At 65.0% G+C, this 22154-nt stretch carries 25 protein-coding genes, 3 tRNA genes and 1 pseudogene; 20 read left to right on the top strand and 9 right to left on the bottom strand.

Features of this window, described 5'->3' with window-relative positions:
• The 5 genes from ACIGFL_RS03670 to ACIGFL_RS03650 form a co-directional block, all read left to right on the top strand.
• Window positions 1-952: NAD(P)/FAD-dependent oxidoreductase (locus ACIGFL_RS03670; RefSeq protein ID WP_397496165.1), on the top strand; the 952-nt coding region annotated here is incomplete at its 5' end.
• Window positions 952-1752: a DUF1365 domain-containing protein gene (locus tag ACIGFL_RS03665; protein WP_397496164.1), complete on the top strand. Its 801-nt coding sequence runs from the start codon at window positions 952-954 to the stop codon at window positions 1750-1752. The genes ACIGFL_RS03670 and ACIGFL_RS03665, both read left to right, overlap by 1 nt.
• Window positions 1739-3013, top strand: coding sequence for a cyclopropane-fatty-acyl-phospholipid synthase family protein (locus ACIGFL_RS03660; RefSeq protein ID WP_021443345.1), 1275 nt, complete (start codon window positions 1739-1741; stop codon window positions 3011-3013). Before ACIGFL_RS03665 ends, ACIGFL_RS03660 begins: the two co-directional genes overlap by 14 nt.
• Window positions 3006-3533, top strand: coding sequence for a DUF2878 domain-containing protein (locus ACIGFL_RS03655; protein WP_397496163.1), 528 nt, complete (start codon window positions 3006-3008; stop codon window positions 3531-3533). The genes ACIGFL_RS03660 and ACIGFL_RS03655 overlap by 8 nt, the downstream gene beginning before the upstream one ends.
• Before the next feature lie 136 nt (window positions 3534-3669).
• On the top strand, window positions 3670-3981 hold the full coding sequence (locus ACIGFL_RS03650; protein WP_021443347.1) for a YkgJ family cysteine cluster protein: 312 nt from the start codon (window positions 3670-3672) through the stop codon (window positions 3979-3981).
• 85 nt (window positions 3982-4066) lie between these two features.
• Here the strand turns inward: ACIGFL_RS03650 and ACIGFL_RS03645 are convergent, their stop codons facing one another.
• The 6 genes from ACIGFL_RS03645 to hemA all read right to left on the bottom strand — a co-directional run bounded on the left by ACIGFL_RS03645 (window position 4067) and on the right by hemA (window position 9592).
• The gene (locus ACIGFL_RS03645) at window positions 4067-4582 is read right to left on the bottom strand and encodes an acyloxyacyl hydrolase (protein WP_031302943.1); all 516 of its coding nucleotides are present in this window, start codon (window positions 4580-4582) and stop codon (window positions 4067-4069) included.
• Between the two features lie 100 nt (window positions 4583-4682).
• Complete coding sequence (gene murI, locus ACIGFL_RS03640) at window positions 4683-5471, bottom strand: glutamate racemase (RefSeq protein ID WP_397496162.1); 789 nt, start codon at window positions 5469-5471, stop codon at window positions 4683-4685.
• Entirely contained in the window at window positions 5461-6219 is a 759-nt protein-coding gene (locus ACIGFL_RS03635) for a molybdopterin-synthase adenylyltransferase MoeB (RefSeq protein WP_397496621.1), read from the bottom strand. The genes murI and ACIGFL_RS03635 overlap by 11 nt, the downstream gene beginning before the upstream one ends.
• A gap of 7 nt (window positions 6220-6226) precedes the next feature.
• The gene (prmC, locus tag ACIGFL_RS03630) at window positions 6227-7060 is read right to left on the bottom strand and encodes a peptide chain release factor N(5)-glutamine methyltransferase (protein ID WP_397496161.1); all 834 of its coding nucleotides are present in this window, start codon (window positions 7058-7060) and stop codon (window positions 6227-6229) included.
• Between the two features lie 172 nt (window positions 7061-7232).
• The gene (prfA, locus tag ACIGFL_RS03625; protein WP_031304060.1) at window positions 7233-8315 is read right to left on the bottom strand and encodes a peptide chain release factor 1; all 1083 of its coding nucleotides are present in this window, start codon (window positions 8313-8315) and stop codon (window positions 7233-7235) included.
• A complete protein-coding gene (hemA, locus tag ACIGFL_RS03620) occupies window positions 8312-9592 on the bottom strand; it encodes a glutamyl-tRNA reductase (RefSeq protein ID WP_397496160.1) in 1281 nt (426 codons plus the stop codon). The genes prfA and hemA overlap by 4 nt, the downstream gene beginning before the upstream one ends.
• Before the next feature lie 198 nt (window positions 9593-9790).
• Between hemA and ACIGFL_RS03615 the strand changes: the two genes are divergently transcribed.
• The 15 genes and pseudogenes from ACIGFL_RS03615 to ACIGFL_RS03545 all read left to right on the top strand — a co-directional run.
• Window positions 9791-11518, top strand: coding sequence for a tetratricopeptide repeat protein (locus tag ACIGFL_RS03615; RefSeq protein ID WP_397496159.1), 1728 nt, complete (start codon window positions 9791-9793; stop codon window positions 11516-11518).
• Entirely contained in the window at window positions 11518-12135 is a 618-nt protein-coding gene (gene lolB / locus ACIGFL_RS03610) for a lipoprotein insertase outer membrane protein LolB (RefSeq protein ID WP_021446123.1), read from the top strand. Before ACIGFL_RS03615 ends, lolB begins: the two co-directional genes overlap by 1 nt.
• Before the next feature lie 170 nt (window positions 12136-12305).
• Window positions 12306-13181, top strand: a complete 876-nt coding sequence (gene ispE / locus ACIGFL_RS03605; RefSeq protein WP_397485926.1) for a 4-(cytidine 5'-diphospho)-2-C-methyl-D-erythritol kinase — start codon at window positions 12306-12308, stop codon at window positions 13179-13181.
• A gap of 26 nt (window positions 13182-13207) precedes the next feature.
• Window positions 13208-13282, top strand: a tRNA-Gln gene (locus ACIGFL_RS03600).
• 56 nt (window positions 13283-13338) lie between these two features.
• Window positions 13339-13413, top strand: a tRNA-Gln gene (locus tag ACIGFL_RS03595).
• A 45-nt stretch (window positions 13414-13458) separates the two neighbouring features.
• Complete coding sequence (locus tag ACIGFL_RS03590) at window positions 13459-14400, top strand: ribose-phosphate pyrophosphokinase (protein ID WP_003244667.1); 942 nt, start codon at window positions 13459-13461, stop codon at window positions 14398-14400.
• Window positions 14401-14508: 108 nt separating this feature from the next.
• A complete protein-coding gene (locus tag ACIGFL_RS03585; protein WP_397496158.1) occupies window positions 14509-15108 on the top strand; it encodes a 50S ribosomal protein L25/general stress protein Ctc in 600 nt (199 codons plus the stop codon).
• Window positions 15109-15171: 63 nt separating this feature from the next.
• A complete protein-coding gene (pth, locus tag ACIGFL_RS03580; protein WP_031304062.1) occupies window positions 15172-15762 on the top strand; it encodes an aminoacyl-tRNA hydrolase in 591 nt (196 codons plus the stop codon).
• Window positions 15763-15787: 25 nt separating this feature from the next.
• Window positions 15788-16888, top strand: coding sequence for a redox-regulated ATPase YchF (gene ychF / locus ACIGFL_RS03575; RefSeq protein ID WP_021446127.1), 1101 nt, complete (start codon window positions 15788-15790; stop codon window positions 16886-16888).
• Window positions 16889-17202: 314 nt separating this feature from the next.
• Window positions 17203-17847, top strand: coding sequence for an MBL fold metallo-hydrolase (locus ACIGFL_RS03570; RefSeq protein WP_397496157.1), 645 nt, complete (start codon window positions 17203-17205; stop codon window positions 17845-17847).
• 347 nt (window positions 17848-18194) lie between these two features.
• Window positions 18195-18707 carry a hypothetical protein gene (locus tag ACIGFL_RS03565; RefSeq protein ID WP_397496156.1) on the top strand — a complete coding sequence of 171 codons (513 nt, stop codon included), beginning with the start codon at window positions 18195-18197 and terminating at the stop codon, window positions 18705-18707.
• Window positions 18708-18715: 8 nt separating this feature from the next.
• Complete coding sequence (locus tag ACIGFL_RS03560; RefSeq protein WP_397496155.1) at window positions 18716-19147, top strand: helix-turn-helix domain-containing protein; 432 nt, start codon at window positions 18716-18718, stop codon at window positions 19145-19147.
• Window positions 19122-19718, top strand: a complete 597-nt coding sequence (locus ACIGFL_RS03555; RefSeq protein ID WP_397496154.1) for a hypothetical protein — start codon at window positions 19122-19124, stop codon at window positions 19716-19718. The genes ACIGFL_RS03560 and ACIGFL_RS03555 overlap by 26 nt, the downstream gene beginning before the upstream one ends.
• A gap of 190 nt (window positions 19719-19908) precedes the next feature.
• Entirely contained in the window at window positions 19909-20154 is a 246-nt protein-coding gene (locus ACIGFL_RS03550; RefSeq protein ID WP_397496153.1) for a FitA-like ribbon-helix-helix domain-containing protein, read from the top strand.
• Window positions 20151-20371, top strand: a pseudogene (locus ACIGFL_RS03545) (VapC toxin family PIN domain ribonuclease); the annotation flags it as partial. The gene ACIGFL_RS03550 and the pseudogene ACIGFL_RS03545, both read left to right, overlap by 4 nt.
• A gap of 126 nt (window positions 20372-20497) precedes the next feature.
• Here ACIGFL_RS03545 and ACIGFL_RS03540 read toward each other — a convergent pair.
• The 3 genes from ACIGFL_RS03540 to ACIGFL_RS03530 all read right to left on the bottom strand — a co-directional run bounded on the left by ACIGFL_RS03540 (window position 20498) and on the right by ACIGFL_RS03530 (window position 21950).
• Window positions 20498-20574 (bottom strand) — tRNA-Met (locus ACIGFL_RS03540).
• 179 nt (window positions 20575-20753) lie between these two features.
• Entirely contained in the window at window positions 20754-20912 is a 159-nt protein-coding gene (locus ACIGFL_RS03535) for a hypothetical protein (protein ID WP_397496152.1), read from the bottom strand.
• Window positions 20913-21038: 126 nt separating this feature from the next.
• On the bottom strand, window positions 21039-21950 hold the full coding sequence (locus tag ACIGFL_RS03530) for a DMT family transporter (protein ID WP_397496151.1): 912 nt from the start codon (window positions 21948-21950) through the stop codon (window positions 21039-21041).
• Window positions 21951-22154 lie beyond the last annotated feature (204 nt).

The following is a 22154-nucleotide window of genomic DNA, read 5'->3' as shown; positions in this document are numbered from 1 at the left end:
CGACCTCAACAGCCTGTTCGCCCAACGCCGCAACCTGGTCTCGCCGGGATTCTGGGGCATGCTGCGCGACATCCTGCGCTTCAACCGCCAGACCCAGGACGACCTGGCCTGCGGCCGCATCGCCGCCGACACCACCCTCGGCGACTACCTCGCGCGCAACGGCTACGGCCAGCGCTTCATCGACCACTACATAGTGCCCATGGGCGCGGCGATCTGGTCGATGTCGCTGGCCGGCATGCTCGGTTTTCCGCTGCAGTTCTTCGTGCGCTTCTGCAAGAACCACGGCCTGCTGTCGATCAGCGACCGCCCGCAGTGGCAGGTGATCGCCGGCGGCTCGCGCAGCTACGTGGCGCCGCTGACCGCCGGCTTCGCCGAGCGCATCCGCCTGAACTGCCCGGTGCAGCGGGTCGAGCGCGACGCCGGCGGCGTCACCCTGCACAGCGCCGCGGGCGCCGAGCGCTTCGACAAGGTGGTATTCGCCTGCCACAGCGACCAGGCCCTGGCCCTGCTGGCCAAGCCCAGCGCCGCCGAGCAGGCCATCCTCGGCGCCCTGCCCTACGCCGACAACGAGGTGGTGCTGCATACCGATACGCGCCTGCTACCCCGGCGCAAGCTGGCCTGGGCCAGCTGGAACTACCGCCTGGGCGGGCCGACCGATCTGCCGGCAGCGGTCACCTATAACATGAACATCCTGCAGGGCATCGACAGCGATACCACCTTCTGCGTCAGCCTCAACCAGGGCGCGGCCATCGACCCGGCCAAGGTGCTCGCACGCTTTCGTTACGCCCACCCGCAGTACAGCCTCGCCGGCGTGAGCGCCCAGGCGCGCTGGGAAGAGCTGCAAGGCGCCCAGCACAGCTACTACTGCGGCGCCTACTGGGCCAACGGCTTCCACGAGGACGGCGTGCTCAGCGCGCTGCGCGTGGCCCGCGCCTTCGGCGAGGCGCTGTGATGCACAGCGCCCTGTACAGCGGCTGGGTGCAGCATCGGCGCTTCGCCCCGCGCGCGCACGCCTTCCGCTACCGCATGGGCCTGCTCTACCTCGATCTGGACGAGCAGGACGCCCTGTTCGCCCTCTCAAAGCTGGCCGGGCGCAGCCGCTGGATGCCCTTGGCCTTTCGCGAGTCCGATTACCTGCCGCAATTCACCCGCGGCGGCATGCCCCTGGCCGAGGCGGTGCGCCAGCGCGTCGAGCAGGCCATCGGCCGGCGCCCGCTGGGGCGCATCTGCCTGCTGACCCAGCCGCGCAGCTGGGGCCTGGCGTTCAACCCGGCGAGCTTCTTCTACTGCTTCGACGCCGACGAGCAACTGCTGGCGATCCTCTGCGAAGTGAGCAACACGCCCTGGCGCGAGCGCTATCACTACGTGCTGCCGGCAGCCGGCACTGGGCGGCAGCAGTTCAGCGTGGCCAAGGCCTTCCACGTCTCGCCCTTTCTGCCGCACGAGCTTGAGTACCGCATGAGCTTCAGCCCGGTGGGCGAGCGCCTGGGCATTCATATGGCCGACTGGAACGGCGAGGAAAAGCTCTTCGACGCCAGCCTCAGCCTGCAGCGCCAGCCCCTGAGCCGCGCCAGCCTGCACCGCCATCTGCTGAGTTTCCCCTGGATGACCGCCAAGACCCTCGCGGCCATCTACTGGCAGGCCCTGCGCCTGCTGCTCAAACGCGTGCCCCTGTTCGCTCACCAGGCCGCGGAAGGCGACTTCCGCGTCGCCCGCCCGCAACCGAAGGACCTGCCCTATGAAAAGCTCTAGCCTGACCTCCGCCAAAGACAGCGTGCGTGCCGGCAGCGGCCTCGGTGCCGGCCTGTTGCGCCGCGCCGTACTGCGCCAGCTGGGTCGCCTGCGCCATGGCCGGCTGACCATCCACGAGGGCGCCGAGACCCTGCACTTCGGCGACCCGCAGGCCAGCCTGCGCGGCGAAATCCGCGTGCTCGACGGCGCGGTCTGGGGCCTGGTGGCCGGCAACGGTTCGATCGGCTCGGGCGAGGCCTATATCCACGGGTACTGGAGCACCCCGGACCTGACCGCGGTGATCCGCATCTTCGTCGCCAATCTGGAGGTGCTCGACGCCATGGAGCGCGGCCTGGCGCAACTCGGCCGGCCGCTGATCCAGGGCCTGCACTGGCTCAACCGCAACACCCGCCAGGGCTCGCGGCGCAATATCGCCGCGCACTACGACCTGGGCAACGAACTGTTCGAGCAGTTCCTCGACCCGACCATGATGTATTCGGCGGCCATGTTCAAAGGCGCGGATGACAGCCTGGAGCAGGCGCAGCTCAACAAGCTGGAGCGCATCTGCCAGAAGCTGGCGCTCAGGCCATCCGACCACCTGCTGGAGATCGGCACCGGCTGGGGCAGCATGGCCATCCATGCCGCCACCCGCTACGGCTGCCGGGTGACCACCACCACCTTGTCGCGCGAGCAGCATGCCCATACCGCACGGCGTATCCGCGAGCTGGGCCTGGAGGATCGCATCACCCTGCTGCTGGAGGATTACCGCGACCTCGAGGGCCAGTACGACAAGCTGGTCTCTATCGAGATGATCGAGGCGGTCGGCCACCGTTTCCTGCCCACCTACTTCCAGCAGTGCGCGCGCCTGCTCAAACCCGACGGGCTGATGCTGCTGCAGGCCATCACCATCCGTGATCAACGCTACGAGCAGGCTTGCAAGTCGGTGGACTTCATCCAGCGCTACATCTTTCCCGGCGGCGCCCTGCCCTCCGTGCAGAAGATGCTCGAGGTGGTCGGCCGCCATACCGACTTCAACCTGCACCATATGGAAGATTTCGGCCTGCACTACGCGCGTACCCTGCGCCTGTGGCACGACAACCTGCGCCAGGCCCGCCAGCGCCTGGAGCAGTTGGGCTACGACGACTACTTCTACCGACTCTGGGAGTTCTACCTGTGCTATTGCGAGGGAGGCTTCCTCGAACGCACCATTGGCACCGCGCAACTGCTGCTGGCCAAGCCGGCCGCGCGGCCCGCCCCTCTGCTAGGAAACTTCGATGCCTAAACTGATCGCCAACGCCCTTCTCTTCCAGCTCGGCTGGCTGGCCTGCGTATTCGCCGGCGACAGCCCCTGGCTGCTGCTGGTGGCGGCGATCATGGCGGTGCACCTGCTGTGGGTCAGCAGTTGGGCGGCGGAGGGCAAGCTGCTGCTCAGCGTGTTTCTCGCCGGCAGCGCGCTGGACAGCTTCCTGCTCAACCTCGGCCTGTTCGACTTCGGCGAGCCGCGCCAACTGATCCCGCTGTGGCTGGCGCTGCTCTGGCTGCTGCTGGCCAGCACCCTCAACCATTGCCTGGCCTGGACCGCGCAGCCCTGGTGGAAAGGCAGCCTGCTCGGCGCGCTGGCGGCGCCGCTGTCCTACTACGGCGGCGCGCAGATCGCCGGCGTCGGCCTGCCGCTGGGCACCTGGCCGACCCTGGCCATCCTCGCCGCGGTCTGGGCGGTGGCGATGCCGGTGCTGCACGGCTTCGCCCGGCTGTATCGCGCCCAGTACGAACAGAGTCTGCGTAGCCGGCGAGCGGCGTAGATTCGGCCTTGAGATCGACGGGCGGAGCGCCGCGCGCTCCCTGTCGGCCTTCGCGGCGCTCGGCGCCAACCGGCGCCGCGAACCGCTCAGCCGTCCGCACAGCACGACGGCGAGCCTTGGCGTACACTGCCGCGCCATGAGCCAGACCATCCCCCACAGCCAATTGCCGAGCGAGCCCGAAGTCAGCTGCAGCACCTGCGCGGCCTGCTGCTGCCAGCTGGAAGTGATGCTGTTCGGCGACAGCGGCGTGCCGCCGCGCTATATCGATACCGACCAGTGGGGCGGCGAGGTGATGCGCCGCCTGGACGACGGCTGGTGCGCGGCGCTGGATCGCGACAGCATGCGCTGCACCATCTACGCAGTGCGCCCGCTGATCTGCCGCGAATTCGAGCTGGGCGCGGCCGAGTGCCTGGAGCAGCGCCGCGGTATCGCCGGGGCCTATCGATAACGGAGTAACCCCGTGCGCCGCGCGCCCCCAATCCCCAGGCGAGACGCGCAACGAATAAAGACCGGGACTGGCCCGGTCTTTTGGTTCAGAAGCTCAGCCGATAATGCAGGGTGTAGGCTTCGGCGCCGTCGTTGGGGTTCTTCAGGCCGGCGTTGGAGTAGTGCACCGCGCGCAGGCCGACCTCCTGGCCGGAGAAGCGCAGGCCAACGCCGATGCGGTCCTCGAACTGGAAGGACGAGCCCAGGTCGTTGTCTTCCAGCTCGGTGCTGGAGAAGGCCGCCACGCCGATGCCCGCCTCGATATAGGGGCGCACGTGCTGGCCGGCGAACTCGTAGACGAACACCGGAGCGAACGACAGACTGTGGTTGCTCGCCGTCTCGTCGCCGTCCCAATAGGTGTACCCCAGATCCCAGTAGCCGGTCAGGCGACCGACGTCGCTCTGCAGCCAGCTGCTGCTCCAGTCCCATTGCGCCCCCAGGCGATAGACCATGGTGGAATCGCCGCTCTGGCCGATGGCAGCGGTCACGTCCGCCGCCTGTACCGCCCCCATCTGTCCCATGGACAAGGCTGCACAGGCAGCCAAAACACACAGCTTCTTCATGAATTATTCCTTCTCGAGAAGTCAGCTAGAACGAATGACCTGCACCTCAGTATAGAAGCCTTCGTTATGAGCGAAAGGCTACAAAGGTACAAAACCCCGCTCAGAATGCCCGTACTTCGGCCGTCTCGCCCAGCAGCACCGGCAATACCCGCTGCATTTGCGCAGGCGACCCGCTGCTCCAGTAACGGGTCGCCTGCGCCGGCCCGGCGGCCAGCAGCTGGCCCTGTTCGAGCAGGCGCTGCAGCTGGCGCGCCACCGCCGCGCCGGTGTCGATCAGGCTCACCGAGTCCGGCACCAGACGACGCAGCAGCGGCTTGAGGAAGGGGTAATGGGTGCAGCCGAGGATCAGCGTGTCGCAGCCCTCGGCCAGCAGCGGTGCGACATAGCCCTGCAGCAGCTCGCGGGTGGCCGGCGCCTCCAGCGCGCCGGCCTCGATGCACTCCACCAGTCCCGGACAGGGCTGGGTGATCACCCGCACATCGCTGGCGAAGCGGTCGAGCAAGGCGGCGAACTTGGCGCTCTTCAGCGTGCCGGTGGTGGCCAGCACGCCGACCACGCCGCTGCGGGTGGCCGCCGCGGCCGGCTTGACCGCCGGCTCCATGCCGACGATGGGCAGCGCCGGGTAACGCTCGCGCAGCTCGGCCACCGCCGCCACGGTGGCGGTGTTGCAGGCCAGCACCAGCGCCTTGGCGCCCTGGGCGAGGAGGAATTCGGCGATGGCACGGCTGCGCTCGCGGATGAACTCGGGGCTCTTCTCGCCGTAGGGCACGTAGCCGCTGTCGGCGACGTAGAGCAGCGACTCGTGCGGCAGCAACTGGCGAATCTCGCGCAGCACCGACAGGCCGCCGACCCCCGAGTCGAACACGCCGACCGGCGCGTTACCGGCCATCGCCACCGCCGCACACGTTGCAGGCCGGATCGCGCTTGACCCGCAGCTCGCGAAAGCGCGTGCCGAGGGCATCGATCAGCAGCAGGCGGCCGACCAGCGGCTCGCCGAAGCCGGCCAGCAGCTTGAGCGCCTCCAGCGCCTGCAGGCTGCCGACCAGGCCCACCAGCGGGCCGACCACCCCGGCCTCGCTGCAGGTCAGCTCGGCCTCGCTGCCGTGGCCGTAGAGGCAGTGGTAGCAGGGGCTGGCGGCATTGCGCGGATCGAATACCGAGAGCTGGCCTTCCAGGCGGATCGCCGCGCCGGACACCAGCGGTTTGCCGGCGGCCACGCAGGCGGCGTTGACCGCCTCGCGGGTGGCGAAGTTGTCCGAGCAGTCCAGCACCAGGTCGACGCCGCTCACCGCGGCGGCCAGCGAGTCGGCGTCCAGCGCCTGGCGATGCGGCACCAGGGTGATCTGCGGATTGATCGCGGCCAGCCGCGCCATGGCCGAATCCACCTTGGCCTGGCCGATGCTATTGGTGTCGTGGGCGATCTGCCGCTGCAGGTTGGTCAGGTCGACGCGGTCGAAGTCGGCCAGGTGCAACTCGCCGACGCCGGCGGCGGCCAGGTACAGCGCCACCGGCGAGCCCAGCCCGCCGAGGCCGACGATCAGCGCGCGGCTCTGCTTGAGGCGCAACTGGCCGTCGACGTCGATCTGTTTGAGGAGAATCTGCCGGCTGTAGCGCAGCAGCTCGTCGTCGCTGAGCATGTTGGGGTCACTCATGATGGAAACGTCCCAGACTGATGCGCTGGTGGCCGGCCAGGTCACGCCGGCTGTCCACCTCGGCGAAGCCGGCAGCTTTGAGCAGCGCGCGCACCGCCTCGGCCTGATCGAAGCCGTGCTCCAGCAGCAGCCAGCCGCCGGGCTGCAGATGGGCCAGCGCGGCCTGGATGATGACACGGATATCGTCCAGCCCGTCGGCGCCGGAGACCAGCGCGCTGCTCGGTTCGAAACGCAGGTCGCCCTGATCGAGGTGATGGTCGTCGGCGCGAATATAGGGCGGGTTGCTGAGGATCAGGCCATAGCGCCGGCCGGCCAGGGCGGAGAACCAGTGGCTGTGGAGAAACTCGGCATTGTCCAGCTTGAGGCGCTGGCGATTGCGCTCGGCCAGGGCCACCGCCTCCGCCACCCGGTCCACCCCGGTGACGCGCCAGGCCGGCCGCTCGCTGGCCAGGGCCAAGGCGATGGCGCCGCTGCCGGTACCCAGGTCCAGCACCGCCAGCGGCGTGGCCGGCAGCAGCTCGAGGGCGCTTTCCACCAGCAGTTCGGTGTCCGGGCGCGGAATCAGGGTATGGCTCGCCACCTCCAGATCCAGGCTCCAGAAGCCCTGGTGGCCAAGGATATAGGCCACCGGCTCGCCACTGCGACGACGCAGCAGGCTCGCCTGGAACCGGGCCAATTGCTCGGCATCCGGCTCGCGCTCCGGCCAGGTGCGCAGGTAGCTGCGCGGCTTGCCCAAGGCGGCGGCGAGCAGCAGCTCGGCGTCCAACCGCGGGGTGGGCGAGTCGGGTAGATCGGCGGTATTGAGCAGCGATTCGATGGTGGCCATGGTTCTCTCGTAGGGTGGATCGGCGCGTAGCTCGCGCTTTATCGACCCACCGTGCGGGATGGTGGATGAAAACAGCGTCATCCACCCTACGGGTCTGTCAGCTCTTCCCGGATCGCCTCCGGGCTGCGGTGCGCACGGCGCAGCCTACGAGGCGCACACCGTGCGGCTGCACTCAATCGCCCAGCGCCGCCAACTGGTCGGCCTGGTACTCGGCCAGCAGCGGCTCGATGATGGCGTCGACGCCGCCGGCGATCACTTCGTTCAGCGAATACAGGGTCAGGTTGATGCGGTGGTCGGTGACCCGGCCCTGCGGGAAGTTGTAGGTGCGGATGCGCTCGGAGCGGTCGCCCGAGCCCACCAGCAGCTTGCGCGTCTCGGAGATTTCCTTGTGCGCCGCGGCTTCCTGCTGGTCCTGCAGCTTGGCCGCCAGCCAGGCCATGGCCTTGGCGCGGTTCTTGTGCTGCGAACGCTCTTCCTGGCATTCCACCACGGTGCCGGTGGGAATGTGGGTGATGCGGATCGCCGAGTCGGTGGTGTTGACGTGCTGGCCGCCGGCGCCGGATGAGCGGTAGGTGTCGACGCGCAGGTCGGCCGGGTTGATCTCGATGGCCGCCTGCTCGTCCGGCTCCGGCAGCACCGCCACGGTGCAGGCAGAGGTGTGGATGCGGCCCTGGGACTCGGTTTCCGGCACGCGCTGCACGCGGTGGGCGCCGGACTCGAACTTGAGCTTGGCGTAGACGTTGTCGCCCTCGACGCGGGCGATCACCTCCTTGAAGCCGCCGTGCTCGCCTTCGTTGCACGACAGCACCTCGACCCGCCAGCCCTGCTTCTCGGCGTAGCGCGAGTACATGCGGAACAAATCGCCGGAGAAGATCGCCGCCTCGTCGCCGCCGGTGCCGGCGCGCACCTCCAGGTAGACGTTGCGGCCGTCGTTGGGGTCTTTCGGCAGCAGCATGCGCTGCAGCTTGTCTTCCAGGGCGACCAGGGCTTCCTTGGCCTGGGCCACTTCCTCTTCGGCCATCTCGCGCAGGTCCGGGTCGCTGTCCTTGAGCAGCGCCTGGGCGCTTTCGAGGTCGCCCTGCACCTTGCGCAGCTCGCGGAAGGTGGCGATCACCGGCTCGATCTCGGCGTATTCCTTGGAATAGGCGCGGAACTGGCTCTGCTTGGCGATCACCTCGGCGTCGCCGAGCAGCGCCGTCAGCTCCTCGAAGCGGTCGCTGAGGTTGTCCAGCTTGTTCAACAGTGAAGCTTTCATTGCAGACCTTTGTCCTGCGGCGCGCCCTCGTCGAGGGCGAAGAGTTCCTGGGCCAGACCGAGCGCATCGAGGCGCCCTTCGGCGGTGAGTTTCTTCATGCGCACACTGGGCGCGTGCAGCAGCTTGTTGGTCAGGCCGCGGGCCAGTTGCGCCATCACCTCTTCGGCACTGGCACCATTGGCCAGCAGGCGCTGGGCCTTGGCCAGCTCCTCGTCGCGCAGACGCTCGGCCTGCTGGCGGTAGGCCTTGAGCACGTCCACCGCGGCCAGCTCGCGCAGGCGCTGCATGAACTCCTCGGTGCCGGCGGCGATCAGCTCCTCGGCGGCCTGCGCCGCGCCCTGGCGGCTCTTGAGGTTTTCCTCGATGACCTCGTGCAGGTCGTCGACGGTATAGAGGTAGACGTCGTCCAGCTCGCCGACCTGCGACTCGATATCGCGCGGCACGGCGATGTCGACCATGAAGATCGGCTTGTGCTTGCGTTTTTTCAGCGCGCTTTCCACCGCGCCCTTGCCGAGAATCGGCAGCTGGCTGGCGGTGGAGCTGATGACGATATCGCTGTGCGCCAGCACCTCGGGGATGTCCGACAGCAGCACGGCGTGCGCGCCGAACTGCTCGGCCAGCTGGCTGGCGCGCTCCAGGGTGCGGTTGGCGACGACGATGCGCTTGATGCCCTGATCGTGCAGGTGGCGCGCCACCAGGCTGATGGTCTCGCCGGCGCCGATCAGCAGCGCCTGGCTGCGGTGCAGGTCGGCGAAGATCTGCTTGGCCAGGCTGACCGCGGCGAAGGCCACCGACACCGGGTTCTCGCCGATGGCGGTGTCGGTGCGCACGGTCTTGGCGGTGCTGAAGGTGGCCTGGAACAGCCGGCCGAGCAACGGGCCGACGGTGCCGGCCTCGCGCGCCACGGCATAGGCGGACTTCAGCTGGCCGAGAATCTGCGGCTCGCCGAGCACCATCGAGTCCAGCCCGCAGGCCACGCGCATCATATGGCGCACCGCGTCGTTGTCGCTGTGCACGTAGGCGCAGGCGCGCAGCTCGTCGAGGCTCAGGCGGTGATAGTCGGCCAGCCACTGCAGCACCTCGTCGATGCTCAGCTGATCCTGCTCCAGGTACAGCTCGCTGCGGTTGCAGGTGGAGAGGATCGCCGCCTCGCGACTGGGGGTCAGCCGGCACAGCTGCTGCAAGGCCTCGACCAGTTGCTCCGGGGTGAAGGCAACGCGCTCGCGCACCTCTACCGAGGCGGTCTTGTGGTTGATACCGAGGGCGATAAAGGCCATGCAGGGTCGCTGAGGGGCAGTACGGAAGGCGGCGATTGTCCTACTTCGACCCGGCGAGAACAACTACCGCGACCTATTGTCCCAATAGACAGTTCGCCGCGGCGTCCGCTGCCAGTGGGCTTGCCCCATGGCTTGTGTCATGATGCCGCGAACGTCGCAGGGCGCCAGCCGCCCGGAAATAACGCACGACAAGGCCCTATGAACAGACCCCTCGCGTTGCTCACCGCACTCGCCTTGCTCGGCGGTTGCCAAACCTTCGCCCCCAGCGAGCCGGACGGCACCCCGCCGGTGCAGGAAGCCGACCAGAAGACCCAGCTGGAGCCGAGCGAATACGGCTCGTTCAGCCAGGAAACCCTGTTCGCCCTGCTCACCGCCGAGCTGGCCGGGCAGCGCAACCGCTTCGACATCGCCCTCGGCAACTACGTGCAGCAGGCCAATGCCACCGGCGACGCCGGCGTCGCCGAGCGCGCCTTCCGCATCGCCGAATACCTCGGCGCCGAACAGGCGGCGCTGGACAGCGCGCTGATCTGGGCCGAGAACGCCCCCGGCAATATCGACGCGCAGCGCGCCGCCGCCGTGCAACTGGCGCGCGCCGGCCGCTACGACGAGTCCATGACCTTTATGGAAGGGGTGCTGCAACGCCAGGGCGACACCCATTTCGACTTCCTCGCCCTGTCCGCCGCGGAAACCGACCCGGACACCCGCGCCGGCCTGCTGCAGGGCTTCGACCGCCTGCAGAGCAAGTACCCGGACAACAGCCAGCTACTGTTCGGCAAGGCCATCCTGCTGCAACAGGACGGCCGCGCCGAGGAAGCCCTGGCCCTGCTGGAAAGCCAGCCGAGCAGCCAGACCGAAGTCTCCCCGCTGCTGCTGCGCGCACGCCTGCTGCAAAGCCTGAAACGCGGCGACGAGGCCCTACCGCTGCTGGAGAAGGGCATTCGCCAGCACTCGGACGACAAGCGCCTGCGCCTGACCTACGCGCGCCTGCTGGTGGAACAGGATCGCCTCGACGAGGCCAAGGGCGAGTTCTCCACCCTGGTCCAGGAAAATCCCAACGACGACGACCTGCGTTTCTCCCTGGCCCTGGTGTGCCTGGAGGCCGAGGCCTGGGAAGAGGCCATCGTCTACCTGGAAGAACTGGTCGAGCGGCGCAGCCATGTCGACGCCGCCCACTACAACCTCGGCCGCGCCTACGAGGCCCTGGAGGACGCCGACAGCGCCCTGCAGGAATACGGCCTGGTCGGCCCGAGCAACGACTACCTGCCGGCCCAGCAACGCCAGGCCGAACTGCTGTTCGCCCAGCAGCGCGGCGCGGAAGCCAGCGCCCGCCTGGCCCAGGCCCGCGAGGCGCAGCCCGACTACGCCATCCAGCTGTACCTGATCGAGGCCGAGGCGCTGAGCAACCGCAGCCAGGTCGAACCGGCCTGGGCCGTGATCCAGCAAGGCCTGGAGCAGTTCCCCAACGACCTGAACCTGCTCTATACCCGAGCCATGCTGGCGGAGAAGCGCGACGACCTCGGCCAGCTGGAAAGCGACCTGCGCTTCATCCTCGAACGCGAGCCGGATCACGCCATGGCCCTCAACGCCCTCGGCTACACCCTGGCCGACCGCACCACGCGCTATGAAGAAGCGCGCGAGCTGATCGAAAAGGCCCACCAGCTCAGCCCGGACGACCCGGCCATCCTCGACAGCCTGGGCTGGGTCAACTACCGCCAGGGCAGGCTCGACGAGGCCGAACGTCTGCTGCGCCTGGCCCTGGAGAAATTCCCCGACCACGAAGTCGCCGCCCACCTCGGCGAAGTGCTCTGGGCCCAGGGCAAACAGCGCGAAGCCCGGCGCGTCTGGCGCGACGCACTGGCCGAAACCCCCGACAGCTCCATCCTGCGCGGCACCCTGCTGCGCCTGACCGGTTCCGAGACGCTCTGATGTTCCTGCGCCACCTCCTCGTTTTCAGCCTGATCGCCCTGCTCGCCGGTTGCGCCGGCCTTACCTCGCGCGAAGCGCTGGAAGGCCAGGGCGACCCCGCCCAGTGGCAAGCCCACAAACGGCAGATCACCCAGCTCGACGGCTGGCAGATCAGCGGCAAGATCGGCATCCGCGCCCCGCGCGATTCCGGCAGCGCCACGCTGTTCTGGCTGCAGCGCCAGGACTACTACGACATCCGCCTGTCCGGCCCGCTCGGCGGCGGCGCCGCGCGCCTGACCGGCCGCCCCGGCGACATCCTCCTGGAAGTGGCCAACCGCGGCCGCTACCAGGCCGCCTCGCCGGAAGCCCTGCTACGCGAACAGCTGCGCCTCGACCTGCCGGTGTCCAACCTCTTGTGGTGGATTCGCGGCCTGCCCGCACCGGACAGCCGCAGCCGCCTGACCCTCGACGGCGACAGCCACCTGGCGCGCCTGGAGCAGGACGGCTGGCAAGTGGAATACCAGCGCTACGCCCAGCAGAACGGCTACGCCCTGCCCGAGCGCCTCAAGCTGTACGGCCAGGACCTGGAAGTGACCCTGGTGATCAAGGACTGGCAACCGCGTCTGCTGGGCCAGTAGTTTCCGTAGCCCGGATGAAATCCGGGGAATGACGACCTAATCGCACCTAGGGTGGAAAACCGCGAAGCGTTTTCCACCGCAGCCGGTGGATGGAAAAGCGTCATCCACCCTACAAGCTAAAAGCCGTAGCCCGCCCTCTCCCGCCCCCCACAATTCGCCAACTTGCACCTATGACCGCCACGCCCATCCCCGCCCACGCCGAACTCATCCTGCCCGCCCCGGCCAAGCTCAACCTGATGCTGCATATCCTCGGCCGCCGCGCCGACGGCTATCACGAGCTGCAGACCCTGTTCCAGTTTCTCGACCACGGCGACGAGCTGGGCTTCAGCGTCCGCCAGGACGGCGAAATCCGCCTGCACACGCCCATCGACGGCGTGCCGCACGACAGCAACCTGATCGTGCGCGCCGCCAGGCGCCTGCAGCAGGCCTCCGGCACCGCGCTCGGCGCCGATATCTGGCTGGACAAGCGCCTGCCCATGGGCGGCGGCATCGGTGGCGGCAGCTCGGACGCCGCTACCACCCTGCTCGGCCTCGACCACCTGTGGCACACCCAGCTCGGCGAGGAGCGCCTGGCCGAGCTGGGCCTGGCCCTGGGCGCCGACGTACCGGTGTTCGTGCGCGGCCGCGCGGCCTTCGCCGAGGGCGTCGGCGAGCGCCTCACGCCGGTCGAACTGGACGAGCCCTGGTTCCTCGTCGCCGTGCCGCAAGTCTTTGTCAGCACAGCAGAAGTTTTCGGCGCGCCCGAGTTGACACGGGATACGCCGCCCATTAAAGTTCGCAGCCTTCTTGCGGGGGGTGGTCGAAACGACTGCCAGCCGGTGGTCGAGAAGCGTTACCCAGAGGTTCGTAACGCTTTGATCTTGTTGAACAAATTTGTTTCAGCTAGATTGACCGGCACTGGAGCTTGCGTATTTGGGAGCTTCCCAAAGCGGGACGATGCTGATAAAGTCGCCCGCCAACTTCCAGGCACTCTGCCGAGCTTTGTCGCTCAAGGTCGCAACATCTCGATGCTGCACCGCAGGCTCCAAGCATTGGCCAAGAAGTGAATGCTGAGCATTCGGTTATACGATACAGGGGCGTCGCCAAGCGGTAAGGCAGCAGGTTTTGATCCTGCCATGCGTTGGTTCGAATCCAGCCGCCCCTGCCATAACCTCCCACGGGAGGCATCGCCAGCCGTATCACACAGCGTTCGACACAGAATATAGGGGCGTCGCCAAGCGGTAAGGCAGCAGGTTTTGATCCTGCCATGCGTTGGTTCGAATCCAGCCGCCCCTGCCATTTTCCATACCCATCCAGGTATACCCCAGCCGGCAGGTACTGCGCGTGTCCAAGATGATGGTCTTCACGGGGAACGCAAACCCCGATCTGGCGCGACGGATCGTTCGTCAGCTGCACATTCCCCTCGGCGATGCTTCGGTCGGCAAGTTTTCCGACGGCGAAGTCATGATCGAAATCAACGAGAACGTCCGCGGCAAGGACGTGTTCCTGATTCAGCCGACCTGTGCGCCCACCAACGACAACCTGATGGAACTGGTAGTGATGGCCGATGCCTTCCGCCGTTCCTCGGCGACCCGCATCACTGCGGTCATCCCCTACTTCGGTTACGCCCGCCAGGATCGCCGTCCGCGTTCCGCGCGCGTGGCGATCAGCGCCAAGGTAGTGGCCGACATGCTCACCGTGGTCGGCATCGACCGCGTGCTGACCGTCGACCTGCACGCCGACCAGATCCAGGGCTTCTTCGACATTCCGGTGGACAACATCTACGGCTCCCCGGTCCTGGTCGACGACATCGAAGACCAGCGCTTCGACAACCTGATGATCGTCTCCCCCGACATCGGCGGCGTCGTCCGCGCCCGCGCCGTGGCCAAGAGCCTGGGTGTCGACCTGGCGATCATCGACAAGCGTCGCGAGAAGGCCAACCAGTCCGAAGTGATGCACATCATCGGCGACGTCGAAGGCCGTACCTGCATCCTGGTCGACGACATGGTCGACACCGCCGGCACCCTCTGCCACGCCGCCAAGGCGCTGAAAGAGCGCGGCGCCGCCAAGGTCTACGCCTACTGCACCCACCCGGTGCTGTCCGGCCGCGCCATCGAGAACATCGAGAATTCCGTCCTGGACGAGCTGGTGGTCACCAACACCATCCCGCTGTCCGCTGCGGCACAGTCCTGCTCGCGCATTCGCCAGCTCGACATCGCCCCGGTCGTCGCCGAAGCGGTCCGCCGCATCAGCAACGAAGAATCGATCAGCGCCATGTTCCGCTAAGCGGAACAGGCCAGATCAACACTGCCCCGCCTCGTGCGGGGCTTTTTGCCCTACCGCCCAACGCTGGTCGCAAGCGTGCAGGCGGTTTGGTTATTTTGGAGAAATGCAATGACTGACTTTACCCTGAATGCCGAAGTGCGTTCCGACCTGGGGAAAGGTGCGAGCCGCCGCCTGCGTCGTAACGCCAACCTGGTTCCTGCCGTGATCTACGGTGGCGACAAGGCCCCGCAATCCATCAGCCTGCTGACCAACCAACTGGCCAAGCTGCTGGAAAACGAAGCCGCGTTCAGCCACGTACTGGCCCTGAACGTTGCCGGCACCACCGAAAACGTGGTGATCAAGGCCCTGCAGCGCCACCCGGCCAAAGGCTTCGTCCTGCACGCCGACTTCCAGCGCGTCGTCGCCGGCCAGAAGCTGAGCGCCCACGTACCGCTGCACTTCCTCAACGAAGCTACCTCCGTTGGCGTGAAGCAGCAGGGCGGCGAAGCCTCCCACACCATCAACGAAGTCGAAGTTTCCTGCCAGCCGCAAGACCTGCCGGAATTCCTCGAAGTCGACCTGGCTGCCGTAGAAGTCGGTCAGACCGTTCACCTGTCCGACCTCAAGCTGCCGAAAGGCGTCGAGCTGGTCGCACTGGCTCACGGTAACGACCTGGCCGTGGCCAACATCCACGCCAGCCGCGTGAAAGAAGAAGGCGCTGCCGAGTAATCGCAGCGCGGAACCCGCCCGGTAGGCGATCACGCCGGGCGATTTCCTCGAAAGGGCTCCTGTATGACTGCCGTACAACTGATCGTTGGCCTGGGTAACCCCGGCCCCGAATACGACCAGACCCGGCACAATGCAGGGGCCCTTTTCGTTGAGCGTGTGGCGGACAGCCAGCGCGTCAACCTCAGCGTCGATCGCAAGTATTTCGGCCTGGTGGGCAAGTTCAACCACCAGGGGCGCGAAGTTCGTCTGCTCATCCCCACCACCTACATGAACCGCAGCGGCCAGTCCGTGGCGGCCCTGGCCAATTTCTTCAAGATCAAACCCGAAGAGATCCTGGTGGCCCACGACGAACTCGACATGCCGCCCGGCATCGCCAAGCTCAAACAGGGCGGCGGCCACGGCGGACACAACGGCCTGCGCGACATCATCGCCCAGCTCGGCAACCAGAATAACTTCCATCGCCTGCGGCTCGGCATCGGCCACCCGGGGCACGCCAGCCTGGTTTCCGGCTACGTGCTCGGACGCGCCCCACGCAGCGAACAGGAACTGCTCGACCAAAGCATCGACTTCGCCCTCGGCGTGCTGCCCGACATCCTCGCAGGCGACTGGACCCGCGCGATGCAGAAGCTGCACAGCCAGAAGGCCACCAAGTAACCACCTTTCCCTCGAGGGACACATCATGGGATTCAACTGCGGCATCGTCGGCCTGCCCAACGTCGGCAAGTCCACCCTGTTCAACGCCCTCACCAAATCCGGCATCGCCGCGGAAAACTTCCCCTTCTGCACCATCGAGCCGAACAGCGGCATCGTACCGATGCCCGATAGCCGCCTGGACGCCCTGGCCGAGATCGTCAAGCCGGAGAAGGTCATCCCCACCACCATGGAATTCGTCGACATCGCCGGCCTGGTAGCGGGCGCGTCGAAAGGTGAAGGCCTGGGCAACAAGTTCCTCGCCAATATCCGCGAGACCGACGCCATCGCCCACGTGGTGCGCTGCTTCGAAGACGAGAATGTCATCCACGTCGCCAACAGCGTCGACCCCAAGCGCGACATCGAGATCATCGACCTGGAACTGATCATGGCCGACCTCGACAGCTGCGAGAAGCAGCTGCAGCGCGTCGCCCGCACCGCCAAGGGCGGCGACAAGGAAGCCGTGGCGCAGAAGGCCCTGCTGGAAAAACTCATCCCCCACTTCACCGAAGGCAAGCCCGCGCGCAGCCTGCTCAAGGACCTGGGCGACGACGAGAAGCGCCTGGCCAAGACCTTCCACCTGCTCACCACCAAGCCGGTGATGTACATCGCCAACGTCGCCGAAGACGGCTTCGAGAACAACCCGCACCTCGACGTGGTCAACGCCATCGCCAAGGAAGAAGGCGCCATCGTCGTGCCGGTGTGCAACAAGATCGAGGCCGAGATCGCCGAACTGGACGATCTGGAAGAAATGCAGATGTTCCTCGAAACCATGGGCATGGAAGAGCCGGGCCTGAACCGCGTGATCCGCGCCGGTTACTCGCTGCTCAACCTGCAGACCTACTTCACCGCCGGGGTGAAGGAAGTACGCGCCTGGACCGTGCGCGTCGGCGCCACCGCCCCGCAGGCCGCCGCCGTGATCCACACCGACTTCGAGAAAGGCTTTATCCGCGCCGAAGTGGTCGCCTACGACGACTTCATCGCCTACAAGGGCGAAGCCGGCGCCAAGGAAGCCGGCAAATGGCGCCTGGAAGGCAAGGACTACATCGTCAAGGACGGCGACGTGATGCACTTCCGCTTCAACGTCTGAGCCTTGTCAGCGCATAAAGAAAACCCCGCTTCGGCGGGGTTTTCTTTGCCTATCGCCCACGATCCGTAAGAGCGAATTTATTCGCGATTCCTTCATGAATATCGCGGATAAGTCCGCTCCTACAGGTGACAGCAAGCCTCTCACGCCCGGCCCTCCCCCACTGCAGGAGCCACGCCCCGCGGCGAAAGCGCCTATCGCCGACGACGCCATACTCCCACCGAGCGAGCCCCTCAGCCGCCCTCCTCATCCTTGACCTCAACCTAACTTGAGGTCCTAGGCTGGCCTCCATCCCTCCCAAGACCAAGGAGCCAGCCATGCAACAGATTCGAGACGACCTCTGGGAAACCGCCACCGAGACCCCCATGCCGGGCCTGACCACCCATGCCTACCTGCTGACCCGCGAGGCCGGCAACCTGCTGTTCTTCAACACCAGCCTGCAGCAGGAGATAGAACGGATGGGCGAGCTGGGCGGCGTCGCCTACCAATTGCTCAGCCACCGCGACGAACTGGGCGACTCGCTGCTGCAGATCCGCCAGCGCTTCGGCACTCGGCTTGGCGGCCACCGCAGGGAGCAGGCGGAATTCGCCCGCTTCGTCACACCAGACATCCTGTTCGACGACCGCGAAACGCTGCTCGGCAATATCGACGTGATCCCCACTCCCGGGCACAGCCCCGGCAGCACCTGCTTTCTGGTGCATAGCCCGACCGGCCAGCGCTACCTGTTCACCGGCGACACCCTGTACCGCAGCGCGGACGGCAGCTGGAAGGCCGGCTTTATTGCCGGCCACAACAGCCCCGCAGACCGCCAGACCATGGCCACCAGCATCACCGGCCTGCGCGAACTGGAACCCGACCTGGTCATCGGCAGCGCCTTCGCCGGCAGCAACGGTTACCAGGAAATGGGCCAGGGGGAATGGCAGGCGCATGTGGATGACGCGCTGGAACGACTAATGCGCTAAAGGCGTAACTCGGCGTCATATGGCGCAATTTTTCGCGCACAAACAAAAAGGGGTTAGCTTGCGCTAACCCCTTGAAATTTATGGTGGCTACACCGGGACTTGAACCTGGACATCAGCATTATGAGTTCGCGACGAATCACCCCACCGAGCCAGAAAGCCCCATAAATCGGGGCCGCAGCGCCCCCCTATGCTGGCTAGACCAGCTCTTTCCAGAAAATCAGGTCAATGTAGTCGCCGCTCCTCACATACGCCAAGCGCTGGCACAAAGCCATATCATGCAGTTTAATCCTTGCCGCCAGCTTGAAGAGATGGCATGCTTGAGTTAACCTGCGTGTTAAGGTGTGCGGATGAAGCTAACGAAACTGACAAGGAAGCTCATGCTTGAGAAGGCAGGGATCAATCCGTCTAAAGCTCCTATCGCAGGTGGCGGAGTCGATAAGTGGACACCAGTCATGATCCTCTCAGGCGCGCAAAGCGTTGATAAGTCGCATCTGGTTAAATCTATAGCTGAGAATGTAGATGATCCCAAGAAGCGCTCCTTCTACCTTCAGATGGTCGACGCCTTGTTTCGCGCGGTTACCTTGGATGACTTTAGCCAATTTTTTAACGGCTCCGTCGTCATCTATAAAGTGGCTCACTCCTTTAAATATAAAGGCAAAACCGAGTCACTTTACGAACTAAAAAAAGGCAAGAAAGACAGAATTTACGTCTACCCGTACAATGGCAAGTGCGGACGATTCATCTTTGTTTTGGAGGCCTTACATAAAGACCAACAAAACACTCCACCTGAAATAAAAGCCTATGCAGAACATACTATAAAGTCAATTTTAGACACTAAATTGATGGCCCCCGTTAACTGAGGTTTACCATGACTAACTATGAGATTGCTAGCCAGATTCAAGAAGACCTTGAAATCTTTGGCCCTACTTGGCGATCTGCGTTTGCCTTTGACATCAAAAGAGCAATGATTAGTAAAGGATTGAAGAACATCGACATCGCTCAGCGACTTGATGTTTCCGAAGCCAATGTTTCTCGCATGCTTCGCGGCGACCAAAACCTTAAAATCGAAACCATGTATATGCTTGCCGCCTCTATTGGTGAAAAGCTTAACATCTGCATTGCCGATCGATACAAAGATGAAATTGGTTTTTCCGAGGTTACTGAGGACATCGATTTTAACGGTGACTCCGTAGATCTTCATAAGCACATGAAAAAAATGCGTGACATGGCAATGCTCGCCCCCAGGAACGAACCCATTTATATGGAGGTCGCCAATGAAGGCGCCTTTGCTTTCCGTTGACAAAATCGAATTCGAAAAAATCAGTGTTGAGGCAAACCCTGAGTTCGATGGGGTATTTTCGTCTGAGCTGAAAAAAGTCGAATTTAACTATAAAGGCTCTAGATTCTTTCGCTCGGTAGGCTTGTCTTATCCAGACGATCAACTGGAAGACCCTAAATTTTTTTCCTTCACCTTGAACTTGGTGCTCAGCCAAGAAAATCAAAAATCTGAGATAATTTTGCCTTATAGCGTTGATGTTAAAGCAACTGCTTACATGCGCTATAACGCCGACAAACATAAAGGCGCTGATCTTTTCAGAGCTGTCCGCGCTACTGGATATGCAATTCTCTACGGTTCTATTCGGGAGATGATCTCTAATCTCACGGCTAGAGGTCCTCACGGTCTGTGGATGCTCCCTGCCGCTGATTTTAATAGCGCAGCCCAAGATGAAGCCCAGCAAGATGAGAAAGATCGCCAGGAAGGACTTGCTGAGCGCCAATCTATTGATGATTCAGACGAAAAAAACGAGAAAAAGCCCAAAAAAGCAAGCTCAATCAAAAGAAGCAAAACCAGCAATAGGTCTTTGGAATAACAAAACCCCGCTTGCGCGGGGTTTTTCTTAGGGGCAAAAGGGGACAGATTTATTTAACGGCTTATGCCCTCCCCCGCAAGGTGGCCACCCCACCTGGCCACTCCCCCGCTTCGTCAGAGCTGCCGTCGACAAGCGCGTAACGCCCTTGTTTGCTATCAATGATTGCAGCGCATTCACAGGAACCGGCGGCATGGCCAGCATCACCATCCGCAACCTGGACGACGAGCTCAAGGCTCAACTGCGTGTAGTCGCAGCCGGCCATGGTCGCTCGATGGAAGAAAAAGCCCGCGTGATCCTTCGCCAGACCCTTGCCCGCCATCAGAAGCACGGCGGACTGGGTAGCCGTATCCACTCGCGCTTCGCTGCGGTAGGCGGCGCAGACCTCGATTTGCCAGCGCGCCAGGACAAAGCCCGAGCAGCGAGCTTCGACGGATGATCCTGCTCGATACCAATGTGCTGTCCGAGCCTATGCGCGCGCAGCCTGCTCCCGAAGCGATTGCATGGGTCGATGCCCAGCTCAGCTCGATCACCGTTGCGGAGATCCTTTATGGCAGTGCCAGGATGCCGGACGGCAAGCGTAAACAGGGGGGCTCGATGCGGCTTCGGTCATGTTCGATAAGGACTTCGCCAGCAGTATCCGCCGCTTCGAAGCACTGGGCGTAGCGCTGGCCGATCCCTGGCAGGATCGAGGCTAACCCGTTCCAACTGAAAGCCGGGCCGTAGTCACTTTTCGCGCACAAACAAAAAGGGGTTAGCTTGCGCTAACCCCTTGAAATTTATGGTGGCTACACCGGGACTTGAACCTGGGACATCAGCATTATGAATGCTGCGCTCTAACCGACTGAGCTATGTAGCCAACGTGGCGCGCATTTTCCGCGTCTCGGTGGCGACTGTCAACCCTGAACCCTAGATAAATTTACGCTTTATCAAGCGGTTAGCCGGGCTGCATGCGGCAGCCGGGAGCAGGCTTGCGCCAGCCGGCGGCGAACGCCCGGCTGGCGAACCGGGCTCAGGTGCGATCCCTCTCGCAGGCGCTCAATAGCCCCCACCACCGCCCGTGGGGCTGCGCGGTTTTTCCTGCTTCTGTTGCGACATGTCGCCGCCATCGCCGCGTGGGTGGTGGTCGTGACAGGAAGAGCCGCTGAGGGCGATCAGCACGGCGAGGGCGAACAGGGGGAGCATCGGTCTGAACATAGCGGGGTCTCCTCTGCGGTTATCCCCCAAGGCGGTTAGACAGATGAGCCGGGTAAATATCGTGCGTGCGGTGCGGCGGGGAGACGAGCGGCGCACGCCGGGCTCCTGCGCCGCGCAGCGGTTCACTCAGGCCTTGCCCGGGCGGGTGGCCAGCAGCAGGCCGGCGAAGATCAGCGTGGCGCCGGCCCAGTGGTAGGGCTGCAGGCCTTCGCCCAGCAGCAGCCAGCCGAGCAGCGCGGTGAAGACCGGCATCAGGTAGTTGGACAGCGCCGCCTTGGCCGCGCCGATGACCTTGACCCCGTGGTTCCAGGCCAGGTAGGCCAGCAGCGAGGCGAACACCGCGGTGTAGGCGATGGCGGCGAGGTTGCTCGGGGTGCTGGCGAAGTGCGCGCCCTGGCTCAGTTCGTACAGGTAGAACGGCAGGATCAGCGGCACGCCGAGCAGGATCAGCACGCCGAGCAGCGCCAGCGGCGGGATGGCGTGCAGGTAGCCGGACCAGCGCCGCAGCAGCAGGGAGTACAGCGCCCAGTCGGCTACGGCGAGCAGCATGATCAGGTCGCCGCGGTTGAACGACAGGCTGGCCAGGCGGCTCCACTGGCCCTGGGCGATCAGCACCAGCAGGCCGATGGCGGCCAGGGCCATGCCCCACCAGGCGCGCCGCGCCGGCCATTCGCCGAGCAGCAGGCCCGCGCCGATAAAGGTCATCAGCGGTAGGCAGGTGTTGACCAGGGTGATGTTGATGGCCGCGGTGGTCTGCGCCGCGCTGTACAGCAGCGAGTTGTAGCCGGCGATGCCGAGGCCGGCGACCAGCAGCAGGCGCCAGCCGGCGGCCTTGAGTTGCTGGCGGTGGTGCCACAGCGGCAGCGCGACGAAGGGCAGAAGCAGCGCCAGGGCCAGGCTCCAGCGCCAGAACGACAGGGCGAAGGGCGGGATCTCGCCGGCGAAGGCGCGCGCCACCAGGGCGTTGCCGGACCAGCAGAGCACGGCCAGCAGCAGGCCGAACAGAGCCAGCGGACGGGAAGGGTTGAGCGAATTCATTGGGCGTGGCGCAGCGGGCAGTCGGCGAAATTTACGGCCCGCGAGGCGCGGCCAGGGCATGGGTTGTGCTGAGCCAGCATGGCGTCGCTTCCGGATCGGGCGGCCTTGCACCATACGGAGGCAGTGGGGGCTTGGCAAGGTTGCGGGGCAGGCGCCGGGGGCGTCGAGCCTCGGTGCGCACGGCGCACCCTGCGGGCGGAGCCT

Source organism: Pseudomonas sp. NPDC077649 (assembly GCF_044542855.1).
Taxonomy (GTDB): domain Bacteria; phylum Pseudomonadota; class Gammaproteobacteria; order Pseudomonadales; family Pseudomonadaceae; genus Aquipseudomonas.
The sequence above is the reverse complement of the archived record's forward strand: the minus strand, read 5'-3'. Positions and strand labels throughout refer to the sequence as shown.